20 protein-coding genes, 1 pseudogene and 1 riboswitch are annotated in these 24,141 nt (G+C 70.5%); of the genes and pseudogenes, 8 read left to right on the top strand and 13 right to left on the bottom strand.

Annotation, left to right across the window (positions count from 1 at the left end; translation table 11 throughout):
* Nucleotides 1–6: 6 nt before the first annotated feature.
* Nucleotides 7–114, top strand: a riboswitch (glycine riboswitch).
* A gap of 104 nt (nt 115–218) precedes the next feature.
* Genes gcvP through GSY69_RS02365 form a run of 4 tightly spaced genes read left to right on the top strand, consistent with a single transcriptional unit; the run spans nt 219 to nt 6,347 of the window.
* On the top strand, nt 219–3,275 hold the full coding sequence (gcvP, locus tag GSY69_RS02380; protein ID WP_160952300.1) for an aminomethyl-transferring glycine dehydrogenase: 3,057 nt from the start codon (nt 219–221) through the stop codon (nt 3,273–3,275).
* A complete protein-coding gene (gcvT, locus tag GSY69_RS02375; protein WP_160952299.1) occupies nt 3,272–4,411 on the top strand; it encodes a glycine cleavage system aminomethyltransferase GcvT in 1,140 nt (379 codons plus the stop codon). Before gcvP ends, gcvT begins: the two co-directional genes overlap by 4 nt.
* Nucleotides 4,412–4,448: 37 nt before the next feature.
* Nucleotides 4,449–4,847 carry a glycine cleavage system protein GcvH gene (gcvH, locus tag GSY69_RS02370; protein WP_160952298.1) on the top strand — a complete coding sequence of 133 codons (399 nt, stop codon included), beginning with the start codon at nt 4,449–4,451 and terminating at the stop codon, nt 4,845–4,847.
* 12 nt (nt 4,848–4,859) lie between these two features.
* Nucleotides 4,860–6,347, top strand: a complete 1,488-nt coding sequence (locus GSY69_RS02365) for an L-serine ammonia-lyase (RefSeq protein WP_160952297.1) — start codon at nt 4,860–4,862, stop codon at nt 6,345–6,347.
* A 61-nt stretch (nt 6,348–6,408) separates the two neighbouring features.
* On the opposite strand, the gene GSY69_RS02360 is transcribed toward GSY69_RS02365, so the two are convergent.
* Nucleotides 6,409–7,338, bottom strand: coding sequence for a LysR family transcriptional regulator (locus GSY69_RS02360; protein ID WP_160952296.1), 930 nt, complete (start codon nt 7,336–7,338; stop codon nt 6,409–6,411).
* A 259-nt stretch (nt 7,339–7,597) separates the two neighbouring features.
* On the opposite strand from GSY69_RS02360, the gene GSY69_RS02355 reads away from it, so the two are divergent.
* Entirely contained in the window at nt 7,598–8,404 is an 807-nt protein-coding gene (locus GSY69_RS02355; protein ID WP_328698725.1) for an EamA family transporter, read from the top strand.
* On the opposite strand, the gene GSY69_RS02350 is transcribed toward GSY69_RS02355, so the two are convergent.
* The 3 genes and pseudogenes from GSY69_RS02350 to GSY69_RS02345 all read right to left on the bottom strand — a co-directional run bounded on the left by GSY69_RS02350 (nt 8,322) and on the right by GSY69_RS02345 (nt 11,123).
* Nucleotides 8,322–9,689: an alanine/glycine:cation symporter family protein gene (locus GSY69_RS02350; RefSeq protein ID WP_456236789.1), complete on the bottom strand. Its 1,368-nt coding sequence runs from the start codon at nt 9,687–9,689 to the stop codon at nt 8,322–8,324. The genes GSY69_RS02355 and GSY69_RS02350 overlap by 83 nt on opposite strands.
* A pseudogene (locus GSY69_RS15445) lies at nt 9,674–9,856 on the bottom strand (alanine:cation symporter family protein); the annotation flags it as partial. The gene GSY69_RS02350 and the pseudogene GSY69_RS15445, both read right to left, overlap by 16 nt.
* Nucleotides 9,857–10,076: 220 nt before the next feature.
* On the bottom strand, nt 10,077–11,123 hold the full coding sequence (locus GSY69_RS02345) for an NAD(P)-dependent alcohol dehydrogenase (protein ID WP_160952294.1): 1,047 nt from the start codon (nt 11,121–11,123) through the stop codon (nt 10,077–10,079).
* 68 nt (nt 11,124–11,191) lie between these two features.
* On the opposite strand from GSY69_RS02345, the gene GSY69_RS02340 reads away from it, so the two are divergent.
* Nucleotides 11,192–12,712 (top strand): serine hydrolase domain-containing protein, encoded by a 1,521-nt coding sequence (locus GSY69_RS02340; RefSeq protein WP_160952293.1) that lies wholly within the window; start codon nt 11,192–11,194, stop codon nt 12,710–12,712.
* Nucleotides 12,713–12,780: 68 nt separating this feature from the next.
* On the opposite strand, the gene GSY69_RS02335 is transcribed toward GSY69_RS02340, so the two are convergent.
* Genes GSY69_RS02335 through GSY69_RS02320 form a run of 4 tightly spaced genes read right to left on the bottom strand, consistent with a single transcriptional unit; the run spans nt 12,781 to nt 16,810 of the window.
* Entirely contained in the window at nt 12,781–13,590 is an 810-nt protein-coding gene (locus GSY69_RS02335; protein ID WP_160952292.1) for an ABC transporter permease, read from the bottom strand.
* An 8-nt stretch (nt 13,591–13,598) separates the two neighbouring features.
* Nucleotides 13,599–14,501 (bottom strand): ABC transporter permease, encoded by a 903-nt coding sequence (locus GSY69_RS02330; protein ID WP_160952291.1) that lies wholly within the window; start codon nt 14,499–14,501, stop codon nt 13,599–13,601.
* 3 nt (nt 14,502–14,504) lie between these two features.
* Nucleotides 14,505–15,701, bottom strand: coding sequence for an ABC transporter substrate-binding protein (locus tag GSY69_RS02325; protein ID WP_160952290.1), 1,197 nt, complete (start codon nt 15,699–15,701; stop codon nt 14,505–14,507).
* Complete coding sequence (locus GSY69_RS02320; protein WP_160952289.1) at nt 15,698–16,810, bottom strand: ABC transporter ATP-binding protein; 1,113 nt, start codon at nt 16,808–16,810, stop codon at nt 15,698–15,700. The genes GSY69_RS02325 and GSY69_RS02320 overlap by 4 nt, the downstream gene beginning before the upstream one ends.
* 220 nt (nt 16,811–17,030) lie before the next feature.
* On the opposite strand from GSY69_RS02320, the gene GSY69_RS02315 reads away from it, so the two are divergent.
* Both GSY69_RS02315 and GSY69_RS02310 read left to right on the top strand, forming a co-directional pair.
* Nucleotides 17,031–17,765, top strand: a complete 735-nt coding sequence (locus GSY69_RS02315; protein WP_160952288.1) for a GntR family transcriptional regulator — start codon at nt 17,031–17,033, stop codon at nt 17,763–17,765.
* Nucleotides 17,766–17,770: 5 nt separating this feature from the next.
* Nucleotides 17,771–18,496 carry a cache domain-containing protein gene (locus GSY69_RS02310; RefSeq protein ID WP_407924999.1) on the top strand — a complete coding sequence of 242 codons (726 nt, stop codon included), beginning with the start codon at nt 17,771–17,773 and terminating at the stop codon, nt 18,494–18,496.
* Between the two features lie 27 nt (nt 18,497–18,523).
* Here the strand turns inward: GSY69_RS02310 and GSY69_RS02305 are convergent, their stop codons facing one another.
* The 5 genes from GSY69_RS02305 to GSY69_RS02285 all read right to left on the bottom strand — a co-directional run.
* A complete protein-coding gene (locus GSY69_RS02305; protein WP_160952286.1) occupies nt 18,524–19,975 on the bottom strand; it encodes a sugar porter family MFS transporter in 1,452 nt (483 codons plus the stop codon).
* A 54-nt stretch (nt 19,976–20,029) separates the two neighbouring features.
* Entirely contained in the window at nt 20,030–21,211 is a 1,182-nt protein-coding gene (locus GSY69_RS02300; RefSeq protein ID WP_235936218.1) for an aminotransferase-like domain-containing protein, read from the bottom strand.
* A gap of 87 nt (nt 21,212–21,298) precedes the next feature.
* Nucleotides 21,299–22,093, bottom strand: a complete 795-nt coding sequence (locus GSY69_RS02295; RefSeq protein ID WP_160952285.1) for a family 1 encapsulin nanocompartment shell protein — start codon at nt 22,091–22,093, stop codon at nt 21,299–21,301.
* A 61-nt stretch (nt 22,094–22,154) separates the two neighbouring features.
* On the bottom strand, nt 22,155–23,342 hold the full coding sequence (locus GSY69_RS02290) for a Dyp-type peroxidase (protein WP_160952284.1): 1,188 nt from the start codon (nt 23,340–23,342) through the stop codon (nt 22,155–22,157).
* 160 nt (nt 23,343–23,502) lie between these two features.
* Nucleotides 23,503–24,141: FAD-dependent monooxygenase (locus GSY69_RS02285; RefSeq protein WP_202410750.1), on the bottom strand; the 639-nt coding region annotated here is incomplete at its 5' end.

Raw genomic sequence — 24,141 nt, 5'->3', positions numbered from 1 at the left:
CCGCAATGACACGTTCTGGGAGAGCCCGGACGGCCGCGCCCCTCGCTGCCGCCGGACGCCGTAGGTGCAATTCCCTCCCCGGGAAACTCTCAGGCCCAGTACCAGGACGCGCAGGCACCTCTGGAGCACGCCCGCCGCACCCGCGCGGGCTGTGACAGAGCGGGGAGGATCGCTCACGTACGGCCGGTGCGCGCACCGGAGACGACAGGAGGACCTCCATGACCGCCGATTCGCACGAAGCCCGCTCGCACAGCACCCCCGATCCGCACAGCACCGCCGCGCCGGCCGGCTCGGACCGCGACCCGCGCTCCGGCGATGCCCCGCGGCCGTTCGCCGACCGCCACATCGGGCCCCGCCCGGACCAGACCGCGGCGATGCTCGACACCCTCGGCTACGACTCCCTCGAGGCGCTGTCCGCGGCCGCCGTGCCCTCCTCCATCGCCCTCGAGGGCGAGCTCACCCTGCCGCGGGCCGTCTCCGAGGCGCAGGTGCTCGACGAGCTGCGCGCCCTTGCCGCAGACAACGTCCAGCGCACCCAGCTCATCGGCCAGGGCTTCTCCGACACGATCACCCCGCCGGTCATCCGGCGCAACGTCGTGGAGAACCCCGCCTGGTACACCGCCTACACCCCGTACCAGCCGGAGATCAGCCAGGGCCGGCTCGAGGCGCTGCTGAACTTCCAGCAGGCCGTCCAGGATCTCACCGGCCTCGACATCGCCAATGCGTCCCTCCTCGACGAGGCCTCCGCGGTCTTCGAGGCGATCCTGCTCATGCACCGCGCGAACAGGAAGGGCTCGACGGTCGTCCTCGACACCGAACTCCACCCACAGGTGATCGCCGTGGTCCGCGCCCGGGCCAGGGCCATGGACATCCACGTGCAGGTCGCGGACCTCGCGCAGGGCCTCGTGGGCGAGGACGTCTTCGGCATCGTCTGCGCCCAGCCCGGCACCACCGGCGCCATCCGCGCCTTCGACGACGCGATCGCCGGCGCCCACGAGCGCGGCGCGCTCGTCGCCTTCGACACGGACCTGCTGGCCCTGACCCTCCTGGCCTCGCCCGGCGAGCAGGGCGCGGACATCGCGGTGGGCTCGGCCCAGCGCTTCGGTGTCCCGCTGTTCTTCGGCGGCCCCCACGCCGCATTCCTGGCGGTGGCGGACAAGCTCAAGCGCCAGCTGCCCGGCCGCCTCGTGGGCGTGTCCAAGGACGCGGACGGCAAGCCCGCCTACCGCCTGTCGCTCCAGACCCGCGAGCAGCACATCCGCCGCGAGAAGGCCACGAGCAACATCTGCACCGCGCAGGCGCTCCTGGCCAACGTCGCCTCGTTCTACGCCTGCTACCACGGCCCCGCGGGCCTCCAGCGGATCGCCTCGCGCATCCACCGCCTCGCCCACGCGTTCGCGGCCGCCGCGGGCTCCATCGAGGGCGCCGAGGCGGCCGCCGGCGACTTCTTCGACACGGTCGCGCTCACTGTGCCCGACGCGCAGGCCGCCGTCGCGGCCGCCGATGCCGCGGGCATCAACATCCGGCTCATCGACGAGACGACCGTGGGGGTGTCGTTCGGCGAGCCGCACACCGTGGCCGATGCCAACGCGCTGCTGAGCGCGCTCGGCGCCGCGCGCACCATCGACGAGGCGACGTTCGAGGCCGGGGCGGCCGGCGACTTCGGGCCCGGGCAGACGCCCGCCCCGCGCCTGCCCGGGGCCCTGACCCGCGCCTCGGCGTACCTCACGCACCCCGTCTTCCACGAGCACACCTCGGAGACGCGGATGATGCGCTACATGCGCACGCTGGCCGATCGCGACCTCGCCCTCGACCGCACGATGATCCCCCTGGGCTCGTGCACGATGAAGCTCAACGCGGTCGCGGAGATGGAGGCCATCACGTGGCCGGGCTTCGCGGGCATCCACCCGTTCGCGCCGGGGGAGCAGACCGCCGGCTGGCGCGCGCTCATCGCGAGCCTCGAGGCCATGCTCGCCGAGGTGACCGGCTACGACCGCGTCTCCCTCCAGCCCAATGCCGGCTCCCAGGGCGAGCTGGCCGGCCTGCTGGCGATCCGCGGCTACCACGTCAGCCGCGGCGACCACGGGCGCCGCGTCGTCCTCATCCCGCAGTCCGCCCACGGCACGAACGCGGCCTCCGCGGTGCTCGCCGGGCTGCGCGTCGTCGTCGTCAAGACCGCGGAAGACGGCTCGATCGACCTCGACGACCTGGACGCGAAGATCGCCAAGCACGCCGATGAGCTCGCCGGCATCATGATCACGTACCCATCGACGCACGGCGTCTACGAGTCCGATGTGCGCCTCGTGTGCTCGAAGGTCCACGCGGCCGGCGGTCAGGTCTACGTCGACGGCGCGAACCTCAACGCGCTGCTTGGGCTCGCCCAGCCGGGCCGGTTCGGCGGGGACGTCTCCCACCTCAACCTCCACAAGACGTTCTGCATCCCCCACGGCGGCGGCGGGCCGGGCGTGGGCCCGGTGGCCGTGCGCGAGCACCTCGAGGCGTTCCTGCCCGGCGATCCGCGCCAGGCCGCGCTCGTGGCCGGCGACGAGGCGGCCACGGCGCTGCCGGTCACCTCGACGCTGTTCGGCTCCGCGGGTGTCCTGCCCATCAGCTGGGCCTACCTGCGGCTCATGGGCCCCGACGGGCTCACCGAGGCCACGCGCACCGCGCTGCTGAATGCCAACTACATCGCCCACGAGCTGGGGGATGCGTTCCCCGTGCTCTACACGGGCGAGTCCGGGCTCGTCGCCCACGAGTGCATCCTCGACCTGCGCGAGCTCACCGCCGCCACCGGGGTGACCGCCGAGGACGTGGCCAAGCGCCTCATCGACTACGGCTTCCACGCCCCCACGCTGGCCTTCCCCGTGCCGGGCACGCTCATGGTGGAGCCCACGGAGAGCGAGGACAAGGACGAGCTCGACCGCTTCATCGCGGCGATGCGCGCCATCCGGGCGGAGATCGACCGCATCGGCGCGGACTACGCCTACGAGGAGTCCCCGCTGCACGCGGCGCCGCACACCGCGACGTCCGTGATGGACGACTGGGATGCGAAGTACTCGCGGCGCACCGCGGTCTTCCCCGTCGAGAGCCTCGAGCTGACGAAGTACTTCCCGCCGGTGCGCCGGATCGACGGCGCCTGGGGCGACCGGAACTTCGTGTGCTCGTGCCCGCCGCCGGAATCGTTCGAATCGGATCACTACGAGGAGTTCCTCGCCTTCGCCGGCGCGCAGCCGGCCGGCGGCCACGGGGCCCAGCAGAAGGAGAGCCAGCGATGACGCAGACGACACCGCTCCACACCATCCACCGCCAGCTGGGCGCGAGCTTCACGGACTTCGGCGGCTGGGACATGCCGCTCAAGTACGGCTCCGAGCTCGCCGAGCACCGCGCCGTGCGCGAGGCCGCCGGCATCTTCGACCTCTCCCACATGGGCGAGGTGCAGGTCACCGGGCCGCAGGCCGGCGCGTTCCTCGACGCGGCCATGCTCGCCACGTACTCGACGATGAAGGTGGGGCGGGCGAAGTACGGCGTCATCGTCGACGACGACGCCCACATCGTCGACGACCTCATCACGTACCGCCTCGACGAGGACGACTACCTCGTCGTGCCCAACGCCTCGAACGCCCCGGCCGTGGCCGCGGTGCTCACGGAGCGGGCGCGCGCATTCGGCGCGGGCGTGGAGGTCATCGACAAGTCCGCGGACATCGCGCTCATCGCCGTCCAGGGCCCCGCCGCGGAGGCCATCCTGCTCGCCACCCAGGACGACGGCGCCGCCGGCGGTGAGACCGCCGCCCAGCAGGGGCTGCGCGAGCTCAAGTACTACGCGTGGATGACGCTGACCATTGCGGGCCTCGACGTGCTCGTGGCGCGCACCGGCTACACGGGCGAGGACGGGTTCGAGCTCTACGTGCCCGCCGAGCACGCCGTGCTGCTGTGGAACGCGCTGAGCAACGAGGGCGAGGCGCTGGGCCTGCAGCCCTGCGGGCTGGCCGCGCGCGACTCCCTGCGCCTCGAGGCCGGGATGCCGCTCTACGGCCACGAGCTCACGCTCGAGACGACGCCCTACGATGCCGGGCTGGGCCGGATGGCCGATGCCGCGCTGAAGAACAAGGGCGACTTCGCCGCCCGCGCCGCGCTCGAGGCGCTGGCCGGTGCGCAGCCGGCCCGCGTGCTCGTGGGGCTGAGCTCGGACCAGCGCCGCGCCGCCCGCGAGGGCTCGACCGTGCTGGCCGGCGGGCAGGAGGTCGGCACGATCACCTCGGGCCAGCCCTCGCCCACACTGGGCCGCCCGGTGGCGCTGGCCTACGTCGACCGCGCGCAGGCCGAGCCGGGCACCGCGCTCGACGTCGACGTGCGCGGCAAGGGGCTGCCGTTCACCGTCGTCGAGCTGCCCTTCTACCGCCGCGAGCGCTGAGGCTCCGCACCCCCCACGTCTTCGAAAGGACCCCATCATGGCCGAACTGCCCGCCCTCCCGCAGGACTTCTCCTACTCCGCCGAGCACGAGTGGGTGAGCGCCGAGGCCCAGGCCGTGGCCGGCGCGACCGTGCGCGTGGGCATCACCGCCGTCGCCGCCGATGCGCTGGGCGAGGTCGTCTACGTCGACGCGCCCGCCGTGGGCACCCACATCATCGCGGGGGAGACCTGCGGCGAGGTGGAGTCGACGAAGTCCGTCTCGGACATCTACTCCCCGGTCACGGGCGAGGTCACCGCCGTCAACGAGCTCGCCTCCGCCACGCCCGGCATCCTCAACACGGACCCCTACGGCGACGGCTGGCTCTTCGAGGTCGCGGTCTCCGAGGCTGGTCCGCTCATGGACGCCGCGGCCTACGCGCAGGCCAACCACCTCTGAGGCACCGGGCCCATGCCCGTCAGCGCGTTCGACCTGTTCACAATGGGCATCGGCCCATCGTCCTCGCACACCGTGGGGCCCATGCGGGCCGCCGCGAGCTTCGTCGACCTCGTGGGCCCCGCGCTGGACGAGGTCGCCCGCCTGCGGGTGGACGTCTACGGCTCGCTCGCCGCCACGGGGGCCGGCCACGGCACGTTCGACGCGATCATGCTGGGCCTCGAGGGATGCCGCCCGGAGGACGTGAGCCCCAACGAGGTCGAGGAGCGCAACGCCCGCATGCGCGCCACCGGGCAGGTGCGCCTGGGCGATGTGCGCGTCATCGACTTCGCGGTGGCCGACATGGTCCAGCGCCCGCTCACGGTGCTCCAGCGCCACACGAACGCCCTCGAGCTCACCGCCTTCGACGCCGCCGGGGCCCAGCTGGCCCACGAGACCTACTTCTCCGTGGGCGGCGGATTCGTCGTCGCGGCCTCGGACGAGCAGGAGGCAATCGGCCCGGACCTCGCGGACACGCCGGAGACGGCGGGAGAGACGGGGGACGCGGCGGGCGCCGTCGGCGCCTCGGCCCGCACCTCGGCTGCGGAGGCATTCGCCGTGCCCCCCGGCGCACACGACGCCGTCTACGACTTCGCCTCGGCGGCCCAGCTGCTCGCGATCTCCCGGCGCACGGGACTGGCCTTCTGGCAGATCATGATGGCCAACGAGACGACCGCGCGCACGGAGTCCGAGGTGCGCGCCGGGCTGCTGCACATCCACGCCGTCATGGAGGAGTGCGCGGCGAACTCGCTCGACCGCTCCGGCCACCTGCCCGGCGGGCTCAAGGTGCGCCGGCGCGCCCACGACTGGCACCTGCGCCTCAAGGAGGAGGACCCGGGCCGCGACCCGCGCTTCTACCAGGAGTGGGTCAACCTCATCGCGCTCGCGGTCAACGAGGAGAACGCCTCGGGCGGGCGCGTCGTCACCGCCCCCACGAACGGCGCCGCCGGCATCATCCCGGCCGTCATGCACTACGCGCTGCACTACGTGCCCGCGGTGCTCGAGGGCGGCCAGGACGCGCGCGAGCAGGCGATCGTCGAGTTCCTCCTCACCGCCGCCGCCGTGGGCGTGCTCTACAAGGAGGGCGCGTCGATCTCCGGGGCCGAGGTGGGCTGCCAGGGCGAGGTCGGCTCGGCTTCGTCCATGGCGGCCGGCGGCCTGGCCGCCGTGCTGGGCGGCACGCCCGAGCAGATCGAGAACGCCGCGGAGATCGCGATGGAGCACAATCTGGGCCTGACCTGCGATCCGATCGCCGGGCTTGTGCAGGTGCCCTGCATTGAGCGCAACGCGATCGCCGCGGGCAAGGCGATCAACGCCGCGAAGATGGCCATGTGGGGCGACGGTACGCACCGTGTGAGCCTCGACGAGGTCATCAAGACGATGAAGGACACGGGCGCGGACATGTCCAACAAGTACAAGGAAACCGCGATGGGCGGCCTCGCCGTCAACGTCGTCGAGTGCTGAGCGGCTTGCCGTGCTGAGCCGCTGGCCGGGGTGCTGAGGCGCTAGCCGTGGTGCTGGGCGGTCAGCCGTCCGCGCGCAGGGCGCCCGCCGTCTCCACGGGCTCGAGCTGCTTCGAGGCCTGCGCGAATGCGCGCCTGACCGCCAGCAGCGCGGGGTGGCGCTCACGGCCTGACCGCACCTCGGTGTAGAGGGTACGGGCCGGCCTGCCGGGCAGCGCGTAGACATCGATTCCCTCGAGGTACTCGGCGCCGATGAGCCCCGGGACGAACGACACCGCATGGCCGGTGCGCACGAGCTCCAGGTGGAGCAGGGGATCCGGGGTCTCGACGACGGCCCGGGGCGTGAAGCCGGCCGCCCGGCACGTGTTGAGCGCCCACTGGCCCAGTCGCGACCAGGCCGGCTCGACCGCCCAGGGCAGCTCCGCGCAGTCGGCCAGCCGCCGCGGCGCCCAGTCCCGCGCGCGCGGCACCGCCAGCCACAGGGGATCGCGGCGGAAGTCGCTGCGGTGGGCGCCCGCCACGCGCGGCACCTGGGCACCGGGGAACTCCTCGCCCAGCACCAGGTCGAACTCGTGGGAGAGCAGCTCCAGGTGGGCCTCGTCCACCTCGCGGTGGGTGAGGTGGACGCTGAGGTCCGGGGCGTCGCGGGCGAGCAGGGTGAGGGCGAGCGGCGCGATCTCGAGCAGCACCGTGTGGAAGCTCGCGATCCGCACCGTGCCCGAGGCGGGCCCCTGCTCCGCAGCGAGGTCCGCCTCCGCCGCGTCCAGGGCCCGCAGGATCGTCTGCGCGTGGCGCACCAGCGTGTGCGCGGCGTCGGTGAGGCGCACGGTGCGGCCCACGCGATCGAGGAGTGCCACACCCGCCTCGCGCTCGAGCTGGGCGAGCTGCTGGGAGACGGCCGAGGGCGTGTAGCGCAGGGCCGCGGCGACGTTGGCCAGGGTGCCCTGGCGCTCGAGCTCGGCGAGGATGCGCAGGCGGTTGACGTTGAGCACGGGGCCTCCTGAGGGCTGCGCGGGCGGACGGGGCGAAGTCGCGGCTGCGCCGTGGCGAGAGGCGCATCACAATGCAGTATCGCTTCACTCTACCCGTCACAAAGAGTAAGTAGACGTAACCGCGGGTGCGCCCCCACGATGGAGTCATGTCCGCAGATACCGCCCCCTCCGCATCGTCGCCCCGGCCTCCGGATCGCCCTCCGCCCCCGCGGCCGCCGCCGGCCTCGGCCCGTCGATCCTCATGGTGGTGGGCTCGTGCGTGTCGCTGCAGTTCGGCTCCGCGTTCGCCACGATGATCTTCCCGGCGCTGGGCACCTGGGGGACGACGGCGCTGCGGCTGTCGATTGCCGCGCTCGTGCTGCTGGCGGTGTGCCGCCCGAACCTGCGCGCGTGGACGCGCAGCCAGTGGGCTGCGGTGCTGTGCTTCGGCGCGGCGCTGGCCGGTATGAACGGCTTCTTCTACGCCGCGATCGCGCGCATCCCCATCGGCATCGCCGTGTGCATCGAGTTCCTGGGCCCGCTCGCGCTCGCCGCGGTGCTCTCGCGCCGCTGGAAGGACACCGTCTGGACCGGACTGGCCCTGGCCGGCATCGGGCTGTTCTTCGTCGACGACCTCGTCGGCGATCAGCCGCTGGACCGCCTGGGTGTGCTGTGCGTCCTGGTCGCCGCCGGCTTCTGGGCGCTCTACATCCTCACGAGCGAGCGGGTGGGCCGCCTGGTTCCCGGTACGGGCGGTCTGGCCGGCGCCCTTGCGGTGGGCGCGGTGCTCATGCTGCCGTTCGGCGCGCAGACGGTGCCGCCGATCATCGCGCAGCCGGGTCTGCTCGTGCCCGCGCTCGCCACGGCCGCGCTCGCCTCGCTCATCCCGTACTCGCTGGAGTTCGCGGCGCTGCGCCGGCTGCCCAAGCCGGTCTTCGGGGTCCTGCTCAGCCTCGAGCCGGTCGTCGCCTCGTTCGCCGGTCTCCTGCTGCTGGGCCAGGGCATCACGGCGCTGGGCGTGTGCGCGATTGCGCTCGTCGTGCTCGCCAGCGCGCGCTCCACGCTGAGCGCGCGCCGGCGACGCTAGGCTCCGCTGCCGGCACCGGGGTCACCGGCGCCGGGACCACCGGCACCCGCGTCACCGGGGCCGGGGGCCAGTGTCGCTTACCCCTGGGCGCTGCCCAGGCGTGGCCCTGCGAGTCGTCGCGGACCTTGCGGCCGCGCTTGGCCCAGAACTCGGGCTGCGTGACCTCGTCCGTGCCGTCCCAGGCCGTGATGCCGCGGCCGCCGTCGATGTCGTCCTCGTGGAAGACGGGCTCGAGGCCCGCCTTGCGCTGCTGGGTGTAGTTCTTCAGCACGCGCAGCGCCTTGTTCGACAGGGCGGCCACCGCGAAGAGGTTGATGACGGCCATGATCGCCATGAAGATGTTCGCCGCGGTCCACACGAGGTCCAGGGCGGCCACGGCGCCCAGGAACACGGCGCCCATGACGATGATGCGGTAGGCCCACAGCGCGCCGCGTGAGCGCGTGAGGTATTCGATGTTCGTCTCGCCGTAGTAGTAGTTGCCCAGGATCGAGGAGAAGGCGAAGAAGAAGATCGCGACCGTGAGGAAGTGGATTGCCCATTGGCCCAGCTCCGCGCTCAGGGCGTTCTGGGTCAGCTGCGCGCCCTCGGCGTCCCCGCCGTACTCCGGGTTGGACAGGAGCACGATGAAACCGGTGATCGAGCACACGAGGATCGTGTCGAAGTAGACGCCGAGCGCCTGGACGAGGCCCTGCTTGGCCGGGTGCGAGGCGGACGAGGTGGCCGCGGCGTTGGGCACCGAGCCGATGCCGGCCTCGTTGGAGAACAGGCCGCGCTGGATGCCGATGAGCATCATGGAGCCCAGCGTCCCGCCGGCGACCGAGTGCAGCGTGAACGCCTGGCTGAAGATGAGGCCCAGCATGCCGGGCACCTTGTCGAGGTTGCCCGCGACCACGAGGATGCCGATGCCCAGGTAGAGCACGGCCATGACGGGCACGATGATGGCCGCGGCGCTCGAGATGCGCTGGACACCGCCCACGAAGATGGCGCCGGCGGCCACCGCGAGCACGATGCCCAGGACGATCGCGAACGTCTTCGACTCGGCCATGTCGCCGAACGAGGTGGACATGCCGTCGACGATTGAGTTCGACTGCACGGTGTTGAACACGATGCCGTAGGTCACCGCGACGATGACGGCGAAGACCGCGCCCAGCCACTTGAGGCTCAGGCCGTTGGCGATGTAGTAGGCCGGGCCGCCGCGGAACTGGGGCCATCCTTGACCTTGTAGAGCTGCCCGAGCGTCGACTCGGTGAAGGCGGTGGCGCCGCCCACGATCGCGGTCACCCACATCCAGAACATGGCACCGGGCCCGCCCGTGGAGATCGCCAGTGCCACGCCGGCGATGTTCGCGGTGCCCACGCGGGAGGCCGCGGAGATGCAGAAGGCGCGGAACGGGGAGATGTTCCTGTTGCCCTCCGCATCGTGGCCGGCGGGCTCGACGATGACCCGGAACATCTCCGGGAGCATGCGCAGCTGGACCACGCCGGTGCGGATCGTCAGATAGAGGCCGATGGGCACGAGCATGATCACGAGGATGATCGTGAAGATCTTGTCCGTGCCGTCGAGGAGGTTGGTCAGCGTTTCCACGGCGGGTCCTTCCGCGTGCGGGGGTGAGCGGGGGCGGTCGTGCTCCCGGTCACTCTACGCGGGGGCGGGACTCCGGGGCCCCGCGGGCTCAGAACGTCTTCGCGTCGATGACGAATCGATACCTGACGTCGGAGTCCACCACACGGTCGTAGGCCTCGTTGATCTGGTCGGCCCCGATGAGCTCGATCTCCGCGGTGATGCCGTGCTCGGCGCAGAAGTCGATCATCTCCTGGGTCTGCGGGATGCCGCCGATGTTCGAGCCCGCGAGGATCTTCCCCCCGCCGATGAGGGCGCCCGCGGGGATCTTCATGGGCTCCGGGGGCAGGCCCACGAGCACCATGGCGCCGTGCGGCTTGAGCGCGCGCAGGTAGTCCACGGCGTCGAACGGGGCGGAGATCGTGTTGATGATGAGGTCGAAGGCGCCGCGCAGGCGGTCGAGGGCCCGCGGGTCATCGCCGGTGGCCACGTAGTCGACGGCCCCGAACCGGCGCCCGTCGTCCTCCTTCGCATGCGAGTGGGAGATGACCGTGACCTCGGCGCCCATGGCGGCGGCGAGCTTGACCGCCATGTGGCCCAGCCCGCCCATGCCGACGACCGCGACCTTCGTGCCGGGGCCCGCGCCGAACCGGGCCAGGGGCGAGTAGGTCGTGATGCCCGCGCACAGCAGCGGCGCGGCGGCGGCCGGGTCGAGCGACTCGGGGATGTGGATCGCGAAGTCCTGGCTCACCGGGATGTGAGTGGAGTAGCCGCCCTGCGTGATGGAGCCGTCGCGGCGGTCCTTTGAGTTGTACGTGCCCACGTTGCCGTTGAGGCAGTCCTGCTGCTGGCCGGCCAGGCACTGCTCGCACTCGCCGCAGGAGTCGACGAGGCAGCCCACGCCCACGCGCTCGCCCACCTCGAACCCGGTTACGGCCGGGCCGGTCTCGACGATCCGGCCGATGATCTCGTGGCCGGGGCTCATGGGGTAGTGGCACGGGCCCCACTCGCCGCGCACCGTGTGGATATCCGAGTGGCAGATGCCCGAGTACTCGACCTCGATCATGATGTCGTCGTCGCGCAGGTCGCGGCGGTCCAGGGTCGACTTCTCCAGGGGCTTGTCCGCGGCGGTGGCCGCAACGCATGCAACAGTCTTCATGCGTTCCAGGGTACGGGTGCTGCGGGGCAAGAGGCCGCGGTGGTCCGGTGTTTGGCAGGATGGGACGCGTGAGCGAACAGGGAAGCGAACAGGCGGACACGACCTCAGCGCAGCGGGCCGCGGAGGAGGTGGGCGCGTTCCTCGACGAGGAGTTCGCCTCCCGCGACGTTCCCCGCCCGGCGTGGGGCGTGTTCCTGGGCGGCCGGCTGCTGGCCGGGGAGAACGCGGACGGCATCTACCGGATCGCCTCGATGACGAAGTCCTTCACCGCGGCCGCGGTGCTGGGACTGCGCGCCGGGCTCATCCCCTCCCGTGACGGCGCCCCGGCCCTCGACCTCGACGCGCCGCTGCCGCGCTACATCCTCGCGCTCCGGGCACCGGAGGCGGACCCCGGGCTGGCCCGGGTGACCGTGCGCGATGCGCTCACGATGGCCTCCGGCCTGCCCACCGACGACCCGTGGGCCGACCGGCAGGAGGCGCTGAGCCGGGCGGACTTCGACGCGCTGCTGGCCCGCCCCGCGAGCAGCGGCTTCGCCCCGGGGGCGGGGTTCGCCTACTCGAACTACTCCTACGCGCTGCTGGGCCGCCTCGTCGAGGAGCTCACCGGCCGCGGGTACCGCGAGGTCGTGGCCGAACACGTCATCGCCCCCGCCGGGCTCGCGGACACGGGCTTCTCCACCGCCGAGGTGGACGCCGGCCGGATCGTGCCGGGCTACCGGTTCGACGCCTCCGGCGCCCCTGTCGAGCTGCCGTTCTCCGCGCCGGGCGCGTTCTCCGCGATCGGCGGGCTGTTCTCCACGGTCAAGGACATCGGCGCGTGGATGCACGGCTTCGGCACCGCCCTGCGCGAGCACGCCGGGCACGACGGGTGGGACCGCGTGCGCCGCGACATGCAGCAGGCGCAGCGCCTTGTCGACGTCGAGGGGCTGGCGGCCGTGGCCGGCGAGGAGCGGCAGCTCGCCGTCGACTCCTACGGCTACGGCCTCCACCACCGCTTCGACGCGCGCTTCGGCCAGCTCAACTACCACTCCGGCGGCTACCCGGGCTTCGGGTCGCACATGCGCTGGCACCCGGCCAGCGGCGCGGGCATCGTCGTCTTCGCCAATCGCACGTACGGCCCGGCGACGCTGCTCGCCCGCCAGGGCCTCGACCGCTTCCTCGAGGCGGTGCTGCCCGCCCGGGCCGGTGCCGGCCGGCCGGGCCCCGGGCGGGGCGACGTGCGCCCGGTGAGCGCGCTCGAGCCGTCTGCCAAGGCGCGCGCCCTGCCTGCCCGCGTCGAGGCGCTCGTGCTCGACTGGGACGATGCCCTGGCCGACGAGCTCTTCGAGGACAACGTCGACCTCGACCAGCCGCGCGCCGAGCGCCGCGCGGCGTGGGAGGCGGTGCTCGCAGCCACCGGCGAACGGGCGGCGGACGAGGGGGGTGCGGCGCAGGGCGCCTCGGAGGGGGAGCCCGAGGCGGTCTGGGAGACGGCGGCGCGCGCCAGCTGGCGCACGGCCGGGCCGACGGGCGAGCGGGAGGTGTCGATCACGCTCACGCCGTTCGACACGCTCCAGCAGATCACGGTGCGCGCGGTGCCCGGGCGCTGAGCGCCGGGGCCGCGGCCGAGCGCCGGACTACGCGGCGCGGGTGTGGTGGGCGCCGCGCGCAGGTCGATTCACGCCGCATTGGCCTGAATGGATTCCTTTCCGCCGATCCGATTCGCCAGCGCAATCGGAATGATGGACACGATGACGAGGAATGTCGCGACCACGTCCACGATGGGGGCCTGACCCGGTCGGAACATGTTGTTGAAGATCCAGATAGGCAGAGTCTGCACGCTCGTTCCCGCGGTGAACTGGGTGACGATGATCTCGTCGAACGAGAGCCCGAACGCCAGGAGGGAGCCCGCGAAGAGGGCACTGCGCAACTGGGGGAAGGTCACGAGCCTGAAGGTCGTGAACGAGTCGGCCCCGAGATCCATCGCAGCATCGCGCAGGTTGCCGTTGAGTCGCCGCATTCGGGCGAACGCGTTGTTGTAGATCGTCACGATGCAGAAGGTGACGTGCGCGATGATGACGGTGATAAGGCCCAGGGGAAGCCCCAGCATGGTCGTGAACGCGTTATTCAGGGCGATGCCGGTGATGATTCCGGGCAGGGCGATCGGGAGGATGATGAGGAGGTTGACCGACTCCTTGCCGAAGAACTCGAAACGGTCGAGCGCGATCGCCGCGAGTGTGCCGAGCACCAGGGCGGCCGCCGTAGCGCACGCCGCGACGAGGATGCTCGTTCCCAGCGCGTGGAGCGCCCCCGCGTCGTGGAGGGCGCGTCCCCACCACTTGAGCGTGAATGCGCGAGGCGGCCAAGCCAGGTTCTGGCTGGCGTTGAACGAGTTGAAAGCGACGACCGCAAGGGGCAGGTAGACGAAGACGAGGACGGCGCCGACGACGGTGCCCAGGGTGATCTTGACGATTGCGGGGATGCGCACGCCGCCTCCTAGAGATTCTTCAGGGCGCCAGTGCGCCGGACGAGCAGCAGATACACGAGGATGATCACGATCGGAATGAAGGCGATTGCGGCGGCGAGGGGCATGTTGCCGCCGGTTCCCACATTCGAGTAGATCAGCGTGCCGAGCAGCTGCTGGGAACCGCCGACGATCTGGATCGCGATGTAGTCGCCCAGTGTCAGCGAGAACGAGAAGATCGAACCCGCGATGACCGATGGCCAGACCAACGGCACGATGACGGCGCGGAATGTGCGCCAGCCTTTGGCTCCGAGGTCTCCCGCCGCTTCCAACAGCGAATTCGGCACGCGCTGGAATCCCGCATACACGGGCATGATGACGTACGGCAGCCAGATGTAGGACATGGTGGTGATCGTCGCTGCGAGTCCGAGGCCAGGGGAGTGGCCGAGGGAGGACAGGATGCCGCCGTCCGAGAAGATCGATCGCCACGCATACGCCTTGACCAAGTAGGCAGCCCACAACGGCATCATGAACGCGATCACGAGGATCGCCTGGGTGCGCGGCCTTGCAACCTTCGCCATGTAGTAGCCGACGGGCAGGGCAATGAGAACGTCGATAGCCGTCACGGCGAGCGCGATTCCGAGCGTGCGCAGTGTGACCGTGCGATAGAGCGGCTCCATAACGACTTGCTTGAAATTCTCGAGGTTCCACTTCTGGACGATCAGGCCCGTAAAGCTGTCCGTCGTCCACAGTGCGGTGATGAGCAGCAGCAGCAGCGCAACGATGTAGACGAGCACCAGCCATCCCACCGGCGCCACCAGCAGCGCGGAGAGCGCAAGCCGGGGGCGCCGGCCGAACAGGGCCGAAAGGGAGCGAGCAGCAGAGCGATGGGGAGAGGGAATCGCCGTTCCGGGCTCGCGTTCGCGGTCACTCATGCGTTAACCCTTGATCTGCTGCCACGCCTGGGTCCAGGCGGAGTAGTCCGTGCACTTGACGTCCGTGCGCCCATCCAGGCACTGCTCAATCGGCGTGGTCCAGTACCAGATCTTCTTCGCATACTCTTCATCGCCGGCGTGGTACGAATCGCAGAACTTCTCGTCTTTCGCGTACTTGCAGGCGTCGGGATTGTTGGGCGCTTCGCCGAAGTACTCGGTTGCAGCGGCGGATCCCTTGGCGCTCGTCATGTAGTTCAGCCACTTGTACGAGCAGGTCTGGTGCTCGGTCTTCGACGAGATCATCCACGTATCGCTCCAACCGGTCACACCCTCCTTCGGAACGACCCCCTTGACGGGGCTCCCCTTCTCCAGATTGTTGAGGATGACCTGCCAGCCCGTGCCCGCCACGAGCGACCCGTTGTCGAAGCCCTGGACGGCCTTGAGGTAATCGCTCCAGTACTCCTTGATGTTGGGGCGCTGGGCCTTCAGCAGATCGACTGCCGCGTTCAACTGGTTCTCATCGAGCGAGTAGGGGTTCTTGATGCCCAGTTCCGGCTTGTGGCTCATGAGGTACATAGCCGCATCGGCGATGTAGATCGGGGAGTCGTAGGCGGTGATCTTGCCCTTGTTCTCACCCGCCTTGTCGAAGACGACGTCCCACGAGTCCGGGGCCTTCTTGAAGGTGTCGGAGTTGTACATGAGCAGATTGGCGCCATACCCGTGGGGCACGCCGTAACTCTTGCCGTCGCGCGAATTCCAGTCACGGTTCTTGAGGAAGTCGTAGACCTTCTCGTAATTGGGAATGAGATCGGTGTTGACCGGCTGCACGTCCTTCGCCGCGATGAGCCGCAGCGAGAGGTCACCCGACGCAGCGACGACATCGAAGCCGCCCTGCTTCATGAGGTTGAATGCCTCGTCGCTGGTGCCGTAGGTCTGGGACTTGACCTGGCATCCCGTTTCCTTTTCGAACGGGGTGACCCAGTCGGTCTTCGGATCGTTCGAGCCGTCTTCGACGTAACCGGGCCACGCGAGGATCGAGACCTGGCCTTCGCCATCACCGAGGGTCGAGGCGGCCGTCGCGTCACCGCCGCTGTCATCGCTGCCGGACGAGGTCCCGCAGCCGGTCATGCCGAACGTGAGCACGGTGCTTGCCGCGATCGCTGCCGCCGCGCTCAGGCGGGTGCGCAGACTGGTCTTCATTTTTCCTCCTGATTGGTGGCGGCGGTCGCCTTCGGTTCTTCGGGCTTCGGGGGGCTTGCGGCCAGGCTGTGGACATCGGTTTCGCTGATCGCCAGGCCGACGCGATCACCGCGGCGGCGTTCGGGGCTGCCTGCGGGTTCGAGGATCTCCAACTGAAGCTCGTCTGCAAGCCGCACTAGGGTGCGAGTCCCCGAGCCCACGAAGATGCGCTCCTCGATGGTGCCCACCAGACCGGGAGAGGCGGTCGTATCCGGCTTCAGGATGCGAATCTTCTCCGGCCTGACGGACACCGTGCCCTCATGGGCCAGATAGCGCTGTGCCTGCTCCGGCGCGAAGACATTCGAGGTGCCCACGAAGGTGGCGACGAACTCGGTGCGCGGATGGTCGTAGAGAGCCTGCGGTGAGTCCACCTGCTGGATGGATCCGTCGTTGAAGACGGCGACACGGTCGGAGAGCGTGAGTGCCTCTTCCTGATCGTGTGTGACGAAGATGAACGTGATCCCCAGGTCCCGCTGCAGCTGCTTGAGTTCGACCTGCATCTGCTCGCGGAGTTTGAGGTCGAGAGCTCCGAGCGGCTCGTCGAGGAGGAGCACTTTCGGGTCGACCACGATGGCCCTGGCCAGCGCCACTCGCTGACGCTGGCCGCCGGAGAGCTCCCAGGGTTTGCGATCGGCGAGATGTGCAAGCTGCATGCGCTCGAGGGCCGCAAGCGCCCGCTGCCTGCGCTCCGCCCGCGCCAGACGCCGGATTCTCAGCCCGAACTCGACGTTCTCCCGAACGCTGAGGTGAGGGAAGAGGGCGTAGTCCTGGAAGACGGTGTTGACGTCGCGGTCATAGGGTGCCAGCTTCTGCACGGGCTTGCCGAAGAGCTCGATTGAACCGGCCGTCGGAGTATCGAATCCGGCGATGAGCCGGAGCACCGTCGTCTTTCCCGAACCGGACGGGCCGAGCATGGAGAAGAATTCACCGGCGGGGATGTCGAGCGTGACACCGTCGACGGCGGTGACATTGCCGAAGGCGCGGCGCAGGTCGGTCAGCCTGATCGCGGGGGCAGTCGATCCCGAGGTTGACTGCGTTGCGTCGGCCCCATGTGCAGCCGGATCGGACATGTGTCTCCTCAGGTTGATTCTCGTTGTCTCCCGGTGCCTGTTGGAGCGCGGCGCCTCTGCCATTGGCCGCTCATCGTGAGAGCGGAAAATGTGTTGTGGAACATATAAACATATGACTTCATATGTTTACAAGCGCTTGTGAGTTAATCTTGAGATCGCTGGCTTCGCGCAGTCGGTGGGCCGCATCCGCATGACCTCGGTGAGGGAGGGAGCGCTGCACATGCCGGAATCAGCGCCTGGTTCGGCGGTATTCGCCCCTATCGGCAGCTCGGCGCTGGTGGACCAGGTCCGCGGCCGTCTGCAGGATGCAATCGCTCTTGGCATCCTGGCGCCGGGTGAGCGGCTGCCGAGCGAGGCGGCGCTCGCGTCCCGCTTCCAGGTCTCCATGGTCACCGTTCGCGAGGCGCTCCAACAGCTGCGAGTGACCGGTTTCGTCATGACAAGGCGGGGCAGGGGCGGTGGCAGCTTCGTCGACATCGACGTCGGACGCGCCGAGGAACTGATGCGGCAGCGGGTCCGCGGCCTTTCGCGTGCCGAGCTCGTCGACTACGGGACATACTTCCTCGCGATCGCGGAAGCTGTTCTGCGCAGGATCGCCGGGCAGGGTGTGGCCGGCGAAGCCGAGACGATGGTGGGCCGCTTCGCGTCGGCGATGTCCGTACACTCCGGTGGTGAGGCGCGCGTGGCACAGGGAAGCCTCGATCTGAGGCTCGCCGGCCTCTCGCAGTCCGTGCGACTGGTCCGCGAGCAGATCGCCATTCAGAACGAATTCGCCCCCCTGCTGTGGATGTGCATGAATGAGCACGAGGCACGAGTGAATCTTGGGCGCCTGCACCGGGAAATGCTCATCCGACTGGCCGACGAGGATGTCGAAGGCGCCATCGCACAGCGCCGGACTGCGGTGGGCACAGCGGTGCGCTGGCTGCTCGACGTCCGCAACCATGAGGAGGCGTGAAGGGTATGCGAGGTCGGCAGTATCGAGATGATCCGCGGGCGGTCGAAGCGATTCGCCGATGCGAATCGCTGGTCCACGAGTGGCACCGGCAGATTGCGGTTCTGCAGGGCCGCCTCATCAAGATCGCGGTGAGCGCAATAGGCGAGGGGGACGCCCCCCGCGCGGCGGACGTGCGCGCCTGCATCGAGGAGACGCTTTCCCTGGATTCGCACTTCGTCGGTGCCGGGTTCGTCAGCGGACATCCGCAGATCCGCTCGTCGGGCGGTGGAATGGTCTGGTGGCAGCTTAGGGAGCGCGAAGGCGGCGCTCAGCTGCAGCCTCTCGATGCCGATCAGACCGGCGTGGGCGACTACCAGCACGGGTTCGATGACAGCGAGTGGTACAGCGTTCCCCTGCGCACGGGCGCCGCGTGCATGGTCGGCCCGTATGTCGACTACCTCTGCACGGACGATTTCACCCTGACCTTTTCCGCACCGGTCCTCATCGACGGGGAATTCTTCGGGATTGTCGGCGTCGATGTCATTGTGCGCGACATCGAGCGCGATCTCGACGGTCTGTTGGAGCGGATCGATGCGAACGCGGTGCTGCTCGCCAACGGCCGTTCGATCGTCGTCAGCCGGGACCCGGACTTCGAAACCGGGAGGCGGCTGACGCGCGAGGCCCTGGAGAAGTTCGAGATCTGGTCGATTGCCGGCACCGCATTCTCACTCGGCCTGCCGCGAAGCGGCTGAGCGCCGGGGCCGCGGCCGAGCGCCGGACTACGCGGCGCGGGTGTGCGCGCCCTCGGTCATCTCCTCGAGCTCCACGCCCTTGGTCTCGGGGACCCACTTGAGGACGAAGAACAGCGAGAGCAGCGAGCACACGGCGTAGAAGCCGTAGGCCGCGGCGAGTGAGAAGTCCGCCATCGCGGGGAAGAGCGTGGAGATCGCGAAGTTCGCCAGCCAGTTGACGGCCGCGGCCGCGGACAGCGCGACGGCGCGGATCCGGTTGGGGAACATCTCGCCGAGCATGAGCCACATGATCGGCCCCCACGTGGCGCCGAAGAAGATGACGAAGAGGTTCGCGGCGATGAGCGCCGTGATGCCCCAGGCGCCCGGCAGGCTGACCTTGCCGTCGACAGTGACGGCCTGGGCGAAGCACAGGGCCATGACGCCCAAGGAGACCGCCATCCCTGCCGAGCCCGCGATGAGCAGGGGCCGCCTGCCCACCCGGTCGACCGAGGCGATCGCGACGACCGTGACGACGATGTTCGTCACGGAGGTGATGACGGTGATCGTCATCGAGTCGCTCTCCGCGAAGCCCACCGCCTGCCACAGCGTGGACGAGTAGTAGAAGATCACGTTGATGCCCACGAACTGCTGGAACACGGCCAGCGCGATCCCGATCCACACGATCGGCATGATCCGCCCGTTCGCGCCGATGAGGTCGCGCAGCGTCTGGCGCTTCTCCATCGTGATCGTCGACTGGATCTGCGCGATCTTGGCCTCGGCGCTCTCACCGCCCTCGAGTCCCACGATCTCCCGCAGCACCCGCGCGGCCCGGTCGAGCTTGCCGCGGGCCACGAGGTAGCGCGGGGACTCCGGGATCGCGAACGCCATGATGCCGTAGAGGACGGAGGGCACCGCCTCGGCGATGAACATCCAGCGCCACGCGGCGAGGCCGAACCACAGCTGCGCGCCCGCGCCCCCGGCCAGCTGGGCGAGGTAGGCGTCGGAGAGCAGCGCGACGAAGATGCCGGCCACGATCGCCAGCTGCCACAGCGAGCCCAGCCGCCCGCGCACCCGGGCGGGGGACACCTCGGCGATGTAGGCGGGGGCGATGACCGAGGCCATGCCCACGCCCAGGCCGCCCACCACGCGCCACACGATGAGCCACAGCACGTCGGGTGCGAGCCCGGAGCCCAGCGCGGAGACGAAGAAGAGCGCGGCGGCGACGATCATCGAGCGCACCCGGCCGTAGCGGTCGGCGAGCCCGCCGGCGAACCACGCGCCCACCATGCAGCCGAGCAGCGCGCAGGAGACGGAGAAGCCCGTGAGGCCCTCGCTCATCCCGAATCCCGCGCGCAGCGCGTTCACCGCGCCGTTGATGACGGAGGTGTCGAAGCCGAACAGGAAGCCGCCGAACGCGGCGATCACGGCGACCAGCGCCACACGGCCCGAGTGCGCGGGCCCCGCGGCCTCGGGGGTCGGCTTGAAGCTCATGGTGGACATCGGCGTCCCCTTCTCCCGGCGGGCTCCGCCGGGATCCCGGCGGACCTCCGCTTCCTATGCGAACAGCGGCGCCATGCGCCGCAGGCCCTGCGCGATCGTCTCCGAACCGTGGGAGACGAACGAGAACCGCATCGTCCGCTCGTCCGGCTCCTCGACGTAGAAGGGCGCACCGGGGACGAAGATCGTGCCGAGCTCGATCGCCCGGTAGACGAGCTCCGAGGTGTCGAAGCCCTCCGGCAGGCGCGCCCACACGAACATGCCCCCGGCCGGCTTCGTGAGCACGGATCCGGGCGGCAGGATCTCAGCGAGCTCGTCGACCATCGTGTTCATCCGCGAAGCATACTCCGCGCGCACCGTGACCAGGCGGGATTCGAGGTCCGTGTGCTCCAGGTAGTGGACGGCGGCGAGCTGGTCGACGGTCGAGGTCTGCAGCGCCGAGCCCTGCTTGGCCACGCCCACCCGCTCGAGGACCTCCTCCGGCCCGCGCAGCCACCCCACCCGAAGGCCCGGCGCCAGCACCTTCGACAGCGAGTTGGCCAGGAAGGACCGGTCGTCCAGGCGCGGGTCGGACACGATGGGGGGCAGCACCTCGTCCGTGAAGCGCAGCTCGGAGTATGGGTCGTCCTCGATGAGCCACACGTCGTGGGCGGCGATGACGTCCGCGATCGCGGTGCGCCGGGACCAGGGCATCGTGACGCCCGTGGGGTTCTGGAACGTGGGGATGAGGTAGACGGCCTTCGGCTTCCAGTACCGGATCGCGGTGTCGAGGGCCTCCGGGATGACACCGCCCTCATCGGAGAGCAGCGCCCGGAACTCGACGCCCTGCAGCGCGAACGCCTGGAGGGCGGACATGTACGTGGGGTTCTCCACGAGCACGATGTCGCCGGGGTTGAACAGGGTCTGCGAGAGCAGCCCCAGCCCCTGCTGGGAGCCCGAGGTGATGAGCACGTTGGCCGGCGAGGTGGGCACGCCCTGTTCGGCGAGGCGCTTGGCGGCGGCCTCGCGCATCTCCGGTTCGCCATCGGTGGGCCCGTACTGGAGGGCGCGCCCCCCATTGGCGTCGATGACGTGGGAGAACGCGCGGGACAGACCCTCGGTGTCGAAGAGCTCCGGGGCGGGGTGGCCACCGGCGAAGCTGATGATCGAGGGATCGTGGGCGATGCCGAAGAGCTTGCGGATGGGCGATTCGCCCATCCCGGCGACGTACCGGTTCAGGTGTGAGCGGACTGATTCCATGGCTCCCATGGTAAGCACGGGAAAGGCTCAGGAACGTGCGCGCGAAACGGCGGTTTCGCGCCGGCCGCGCGCACGCCCCGCGGCGGCTCAGCCGCGCAGCGCGACGGCCGCCTCCGGGGTGGCGATGCGGAAGGTCAGCGACTCCTGCAGGTAGAGCGTCACCGTCTGCGCGTCGTGGGCGAGGTAGCCCACGGAGAGGTCCTGGCCGAGGTGCAGCTCGAAGTCGCCGCCGCGCTCGGACACGAGCAGCGCACCCGTGAGGTTGGGCGCCCACATGATGCGCCCCTCGCCGAGCGCGCGCTGGATGTGGGCGAGCACCGGGTAGCCGTGGTCGACCGTCTCGACGACCTGGGTGTAGAGCTCGGCGGACAGCAGCAGGCTGTAGGGGCCGCCCACATAGGCGAGGCGGACCGCCTCGATGGCGCGGGAGACGGCGTCGGGCAGCTCCCGGATGCTCTCCGGCAGCCCGATGGCCGCGTTCGGGGTGGCCGGGATGATGCCGGTGATGCCGTCGAGGCCCTCGAAGACGGCGGAGTCCTCCGCGCGCGCGAGCTGCGCCGCGGCGTCCTGGGCGGGGCCCCAGTCCGGGTCCACGGCACCGCGGGCAACGGAGTCGATCTCCTCGCGGCTGAGGGAGAAGGGCGCGCGCAGCTCGACGACGGGCAGCACCTCGCGGCGGCGGGCGCGCACCGCCTCGACCGGGCTCGTGGCCTCGGCCTCCCGGCCCGTCGTGAGGGAGGAGAACTCGGTGCCGCGCGCCTCGGGCATGTCGACGAAGCGCCGAGCGGCGATGCGGGTGGCGAAGGTGGAGCGGATCTCCCCCTCCAGGTTGGCCCAGGCGGCCTCGGAGATCGGTGCCAGTTCGCGATGCAGGTTCTTCACGGCGTCCCCCTTCGGGTCGGTGCAGCCGCCGCGGCTGCGAAGTGTGGTGTCATGCTGCTGATCAGTGCTGGGGTGCCTGCCCGCTCGGGCGCAGGCTCCCGATGCCCAGCGAGCCATCCCCTCCGCCCGCACCGGGCTGCTCGACCGCACCGGCCTGCTCACCCGCGCCGGGCGCGTGCGACTCGGGGCCGCCCGGCTGCTCGGCGTCCGCGATGCCGGCGCCGGAGTTCTGCTCCTGCGGCCCCCGGTAGCCGCCGGGCACGGCGTTGGCGGGGGTCACGGGCGCGGGCACCGCCGGCTGCGCCCCGGCGCCCACCGGCGCCGCCGGCAGCGCGTCCATCGAGTCGAGGCGGGCGATCGAGGGGATGAAGAACAGCCCGCCCGTCACGGCGGTGGAGAAGTCGAGGATGCGGTCGTGGTTGCCCACCGGATCGCCGATGAACATGTTGACCAGCATCTGCTCGGTCACGGAGACGTCCCCGGCGTAGCCGATGAAGAACGTCCCGAACTCCTTGGCCTCGAACGAGCCGAACGGCATGTTCTCGCGGAAGATGTCGTGCTCGACCCCGTCGGCGTCCGTGATGGTGTTGAGGGCGACGTGCGAATTCGACGGCTTGACGTCGTCGGGCAGCTCCACGTCCTCGAGCTTCGTGCGCCCGATCACCCGCTGCTGCTCCTCGACGGTGAGGGACTCCCACGCGGTGAGGTCGTGGATGTACTTCTGGACGATGACGTAGCTGCCGCCCCGGTAGGCCGGATCCTCATCCCCGATGAGCACCGACTGCAGCGCGGCATCGCCCTCCGGGTTGGCGGTGCCGTCCACGAAGCCCAGCAGGTCGCGCATGTCGTAGTACTTGAAGCCGTGGACCTCGTCGACGATCGTGACGGCGTCGCCCAGCTGCGCGAGCGCGATGCGCGCGAGTTCGAAGCACATGTCCACCGAGCGCGCCCGCATGTGGAGCAGGATGTCGCCCGGCGTGGAGGGCGCGGTGTGGGTCGGGCCCTCGATGGGCGCCAGTGTGTGCAGCTGCAGGGGCGCGGGGGCTGCGTAGAGCCGCTCCCACAGCTGCGCCCCGATGCCCGCGACGCACAGCAGGTCCGCGTCCGGCACGCGGAAGGACACGGAGCGGGTGAGGCCGGAGAGGGCCGGGAGGAACGCGCGCACGGCGTCCTCGCCGCCCGGGCGCACCGTGAGCGTGAGGAACATGCCCGTGCGCGCGGGCTTCGACACGACCTGCTGGGTGACCATCTGCGCCCCACTTCCCCTCGGGCAGCCGCGCGGTGTGCTCGGCTGGCTCCAGGCTAGCGCGTGTCGCACCCGGACGCCGCGAGGCCTGCCTGCCCTGACTCGCGCTGACCGCGCGTGGGGCCCGCTCCGAATCCGACAGGTCCACCGGCCGGCTCATCGGTCATGGCCGCGCGGAGGCGGCCTCGCGCAGCCAGCGCAGCCGCCGCCCCGTCGCCACGCCCATGACTGCGCGGGCCCCGGCGCGTGCGGCCTGAGTGGAGGCCAGCCTGCGGGCCTGCCATGCCGCGAGCGCGCGCTCCCGGCCGCGCGGGTGCGCCTCGGCAGTGCGGTTGAGCGCTGCGGCGAGCGCCACCGCGTCGAGGATCGCGTCGTTCGCGCCGCGTCCCAGGTTCGGCAGCGCAGCGTGCGCGGCATCGCCGATCACCGCGTAGCGGCCCCGCACGTAGCGGCGCAGCGGGGGCGCCTCCCACAGCCGCGCCGCGAGGATCCCGGAGCCCGCGTCGAGCGCGCGCACGATGGCCGGATGTGCGCGCTGTGAGCGCAGCGGGATGCGGGCGCGGGCGGCGGCGGCCGCAGGATCGAGGGGCTCGGAGCGCTGGCCGTCGGGCCACGCGGCGAACCAGTACGCCCGGTGCTGCGGCAGTGGGGCCAGGCCCCACAGCAGTCCGTCTCCCCAGGCCTCGCCGTAGGGCACGGCTTCGCCGGGCCCGGCGAGCGCTGCGACCGGCGCGATGCCGCGCAGCGCGGCCCACGGGGTGGCCAGGCGCTGTGCGCGGCCGGGCGCCACGAGCTCGCGCAC

Origin of the sequence: Brevibacterium rongguiense (assembly GCF_009857845.1) — a bacterium.
GTDB classification, from domain to species: Bacteria; Actinomycetota; Actinomycetes; order Actinomycetales; family Brevibacteriaceae; genus Brevibacterium; species Brevibacterium rongguiense.
This window is presented reverse-complemented; position numbering and strand designations above follow the sequence as displayed.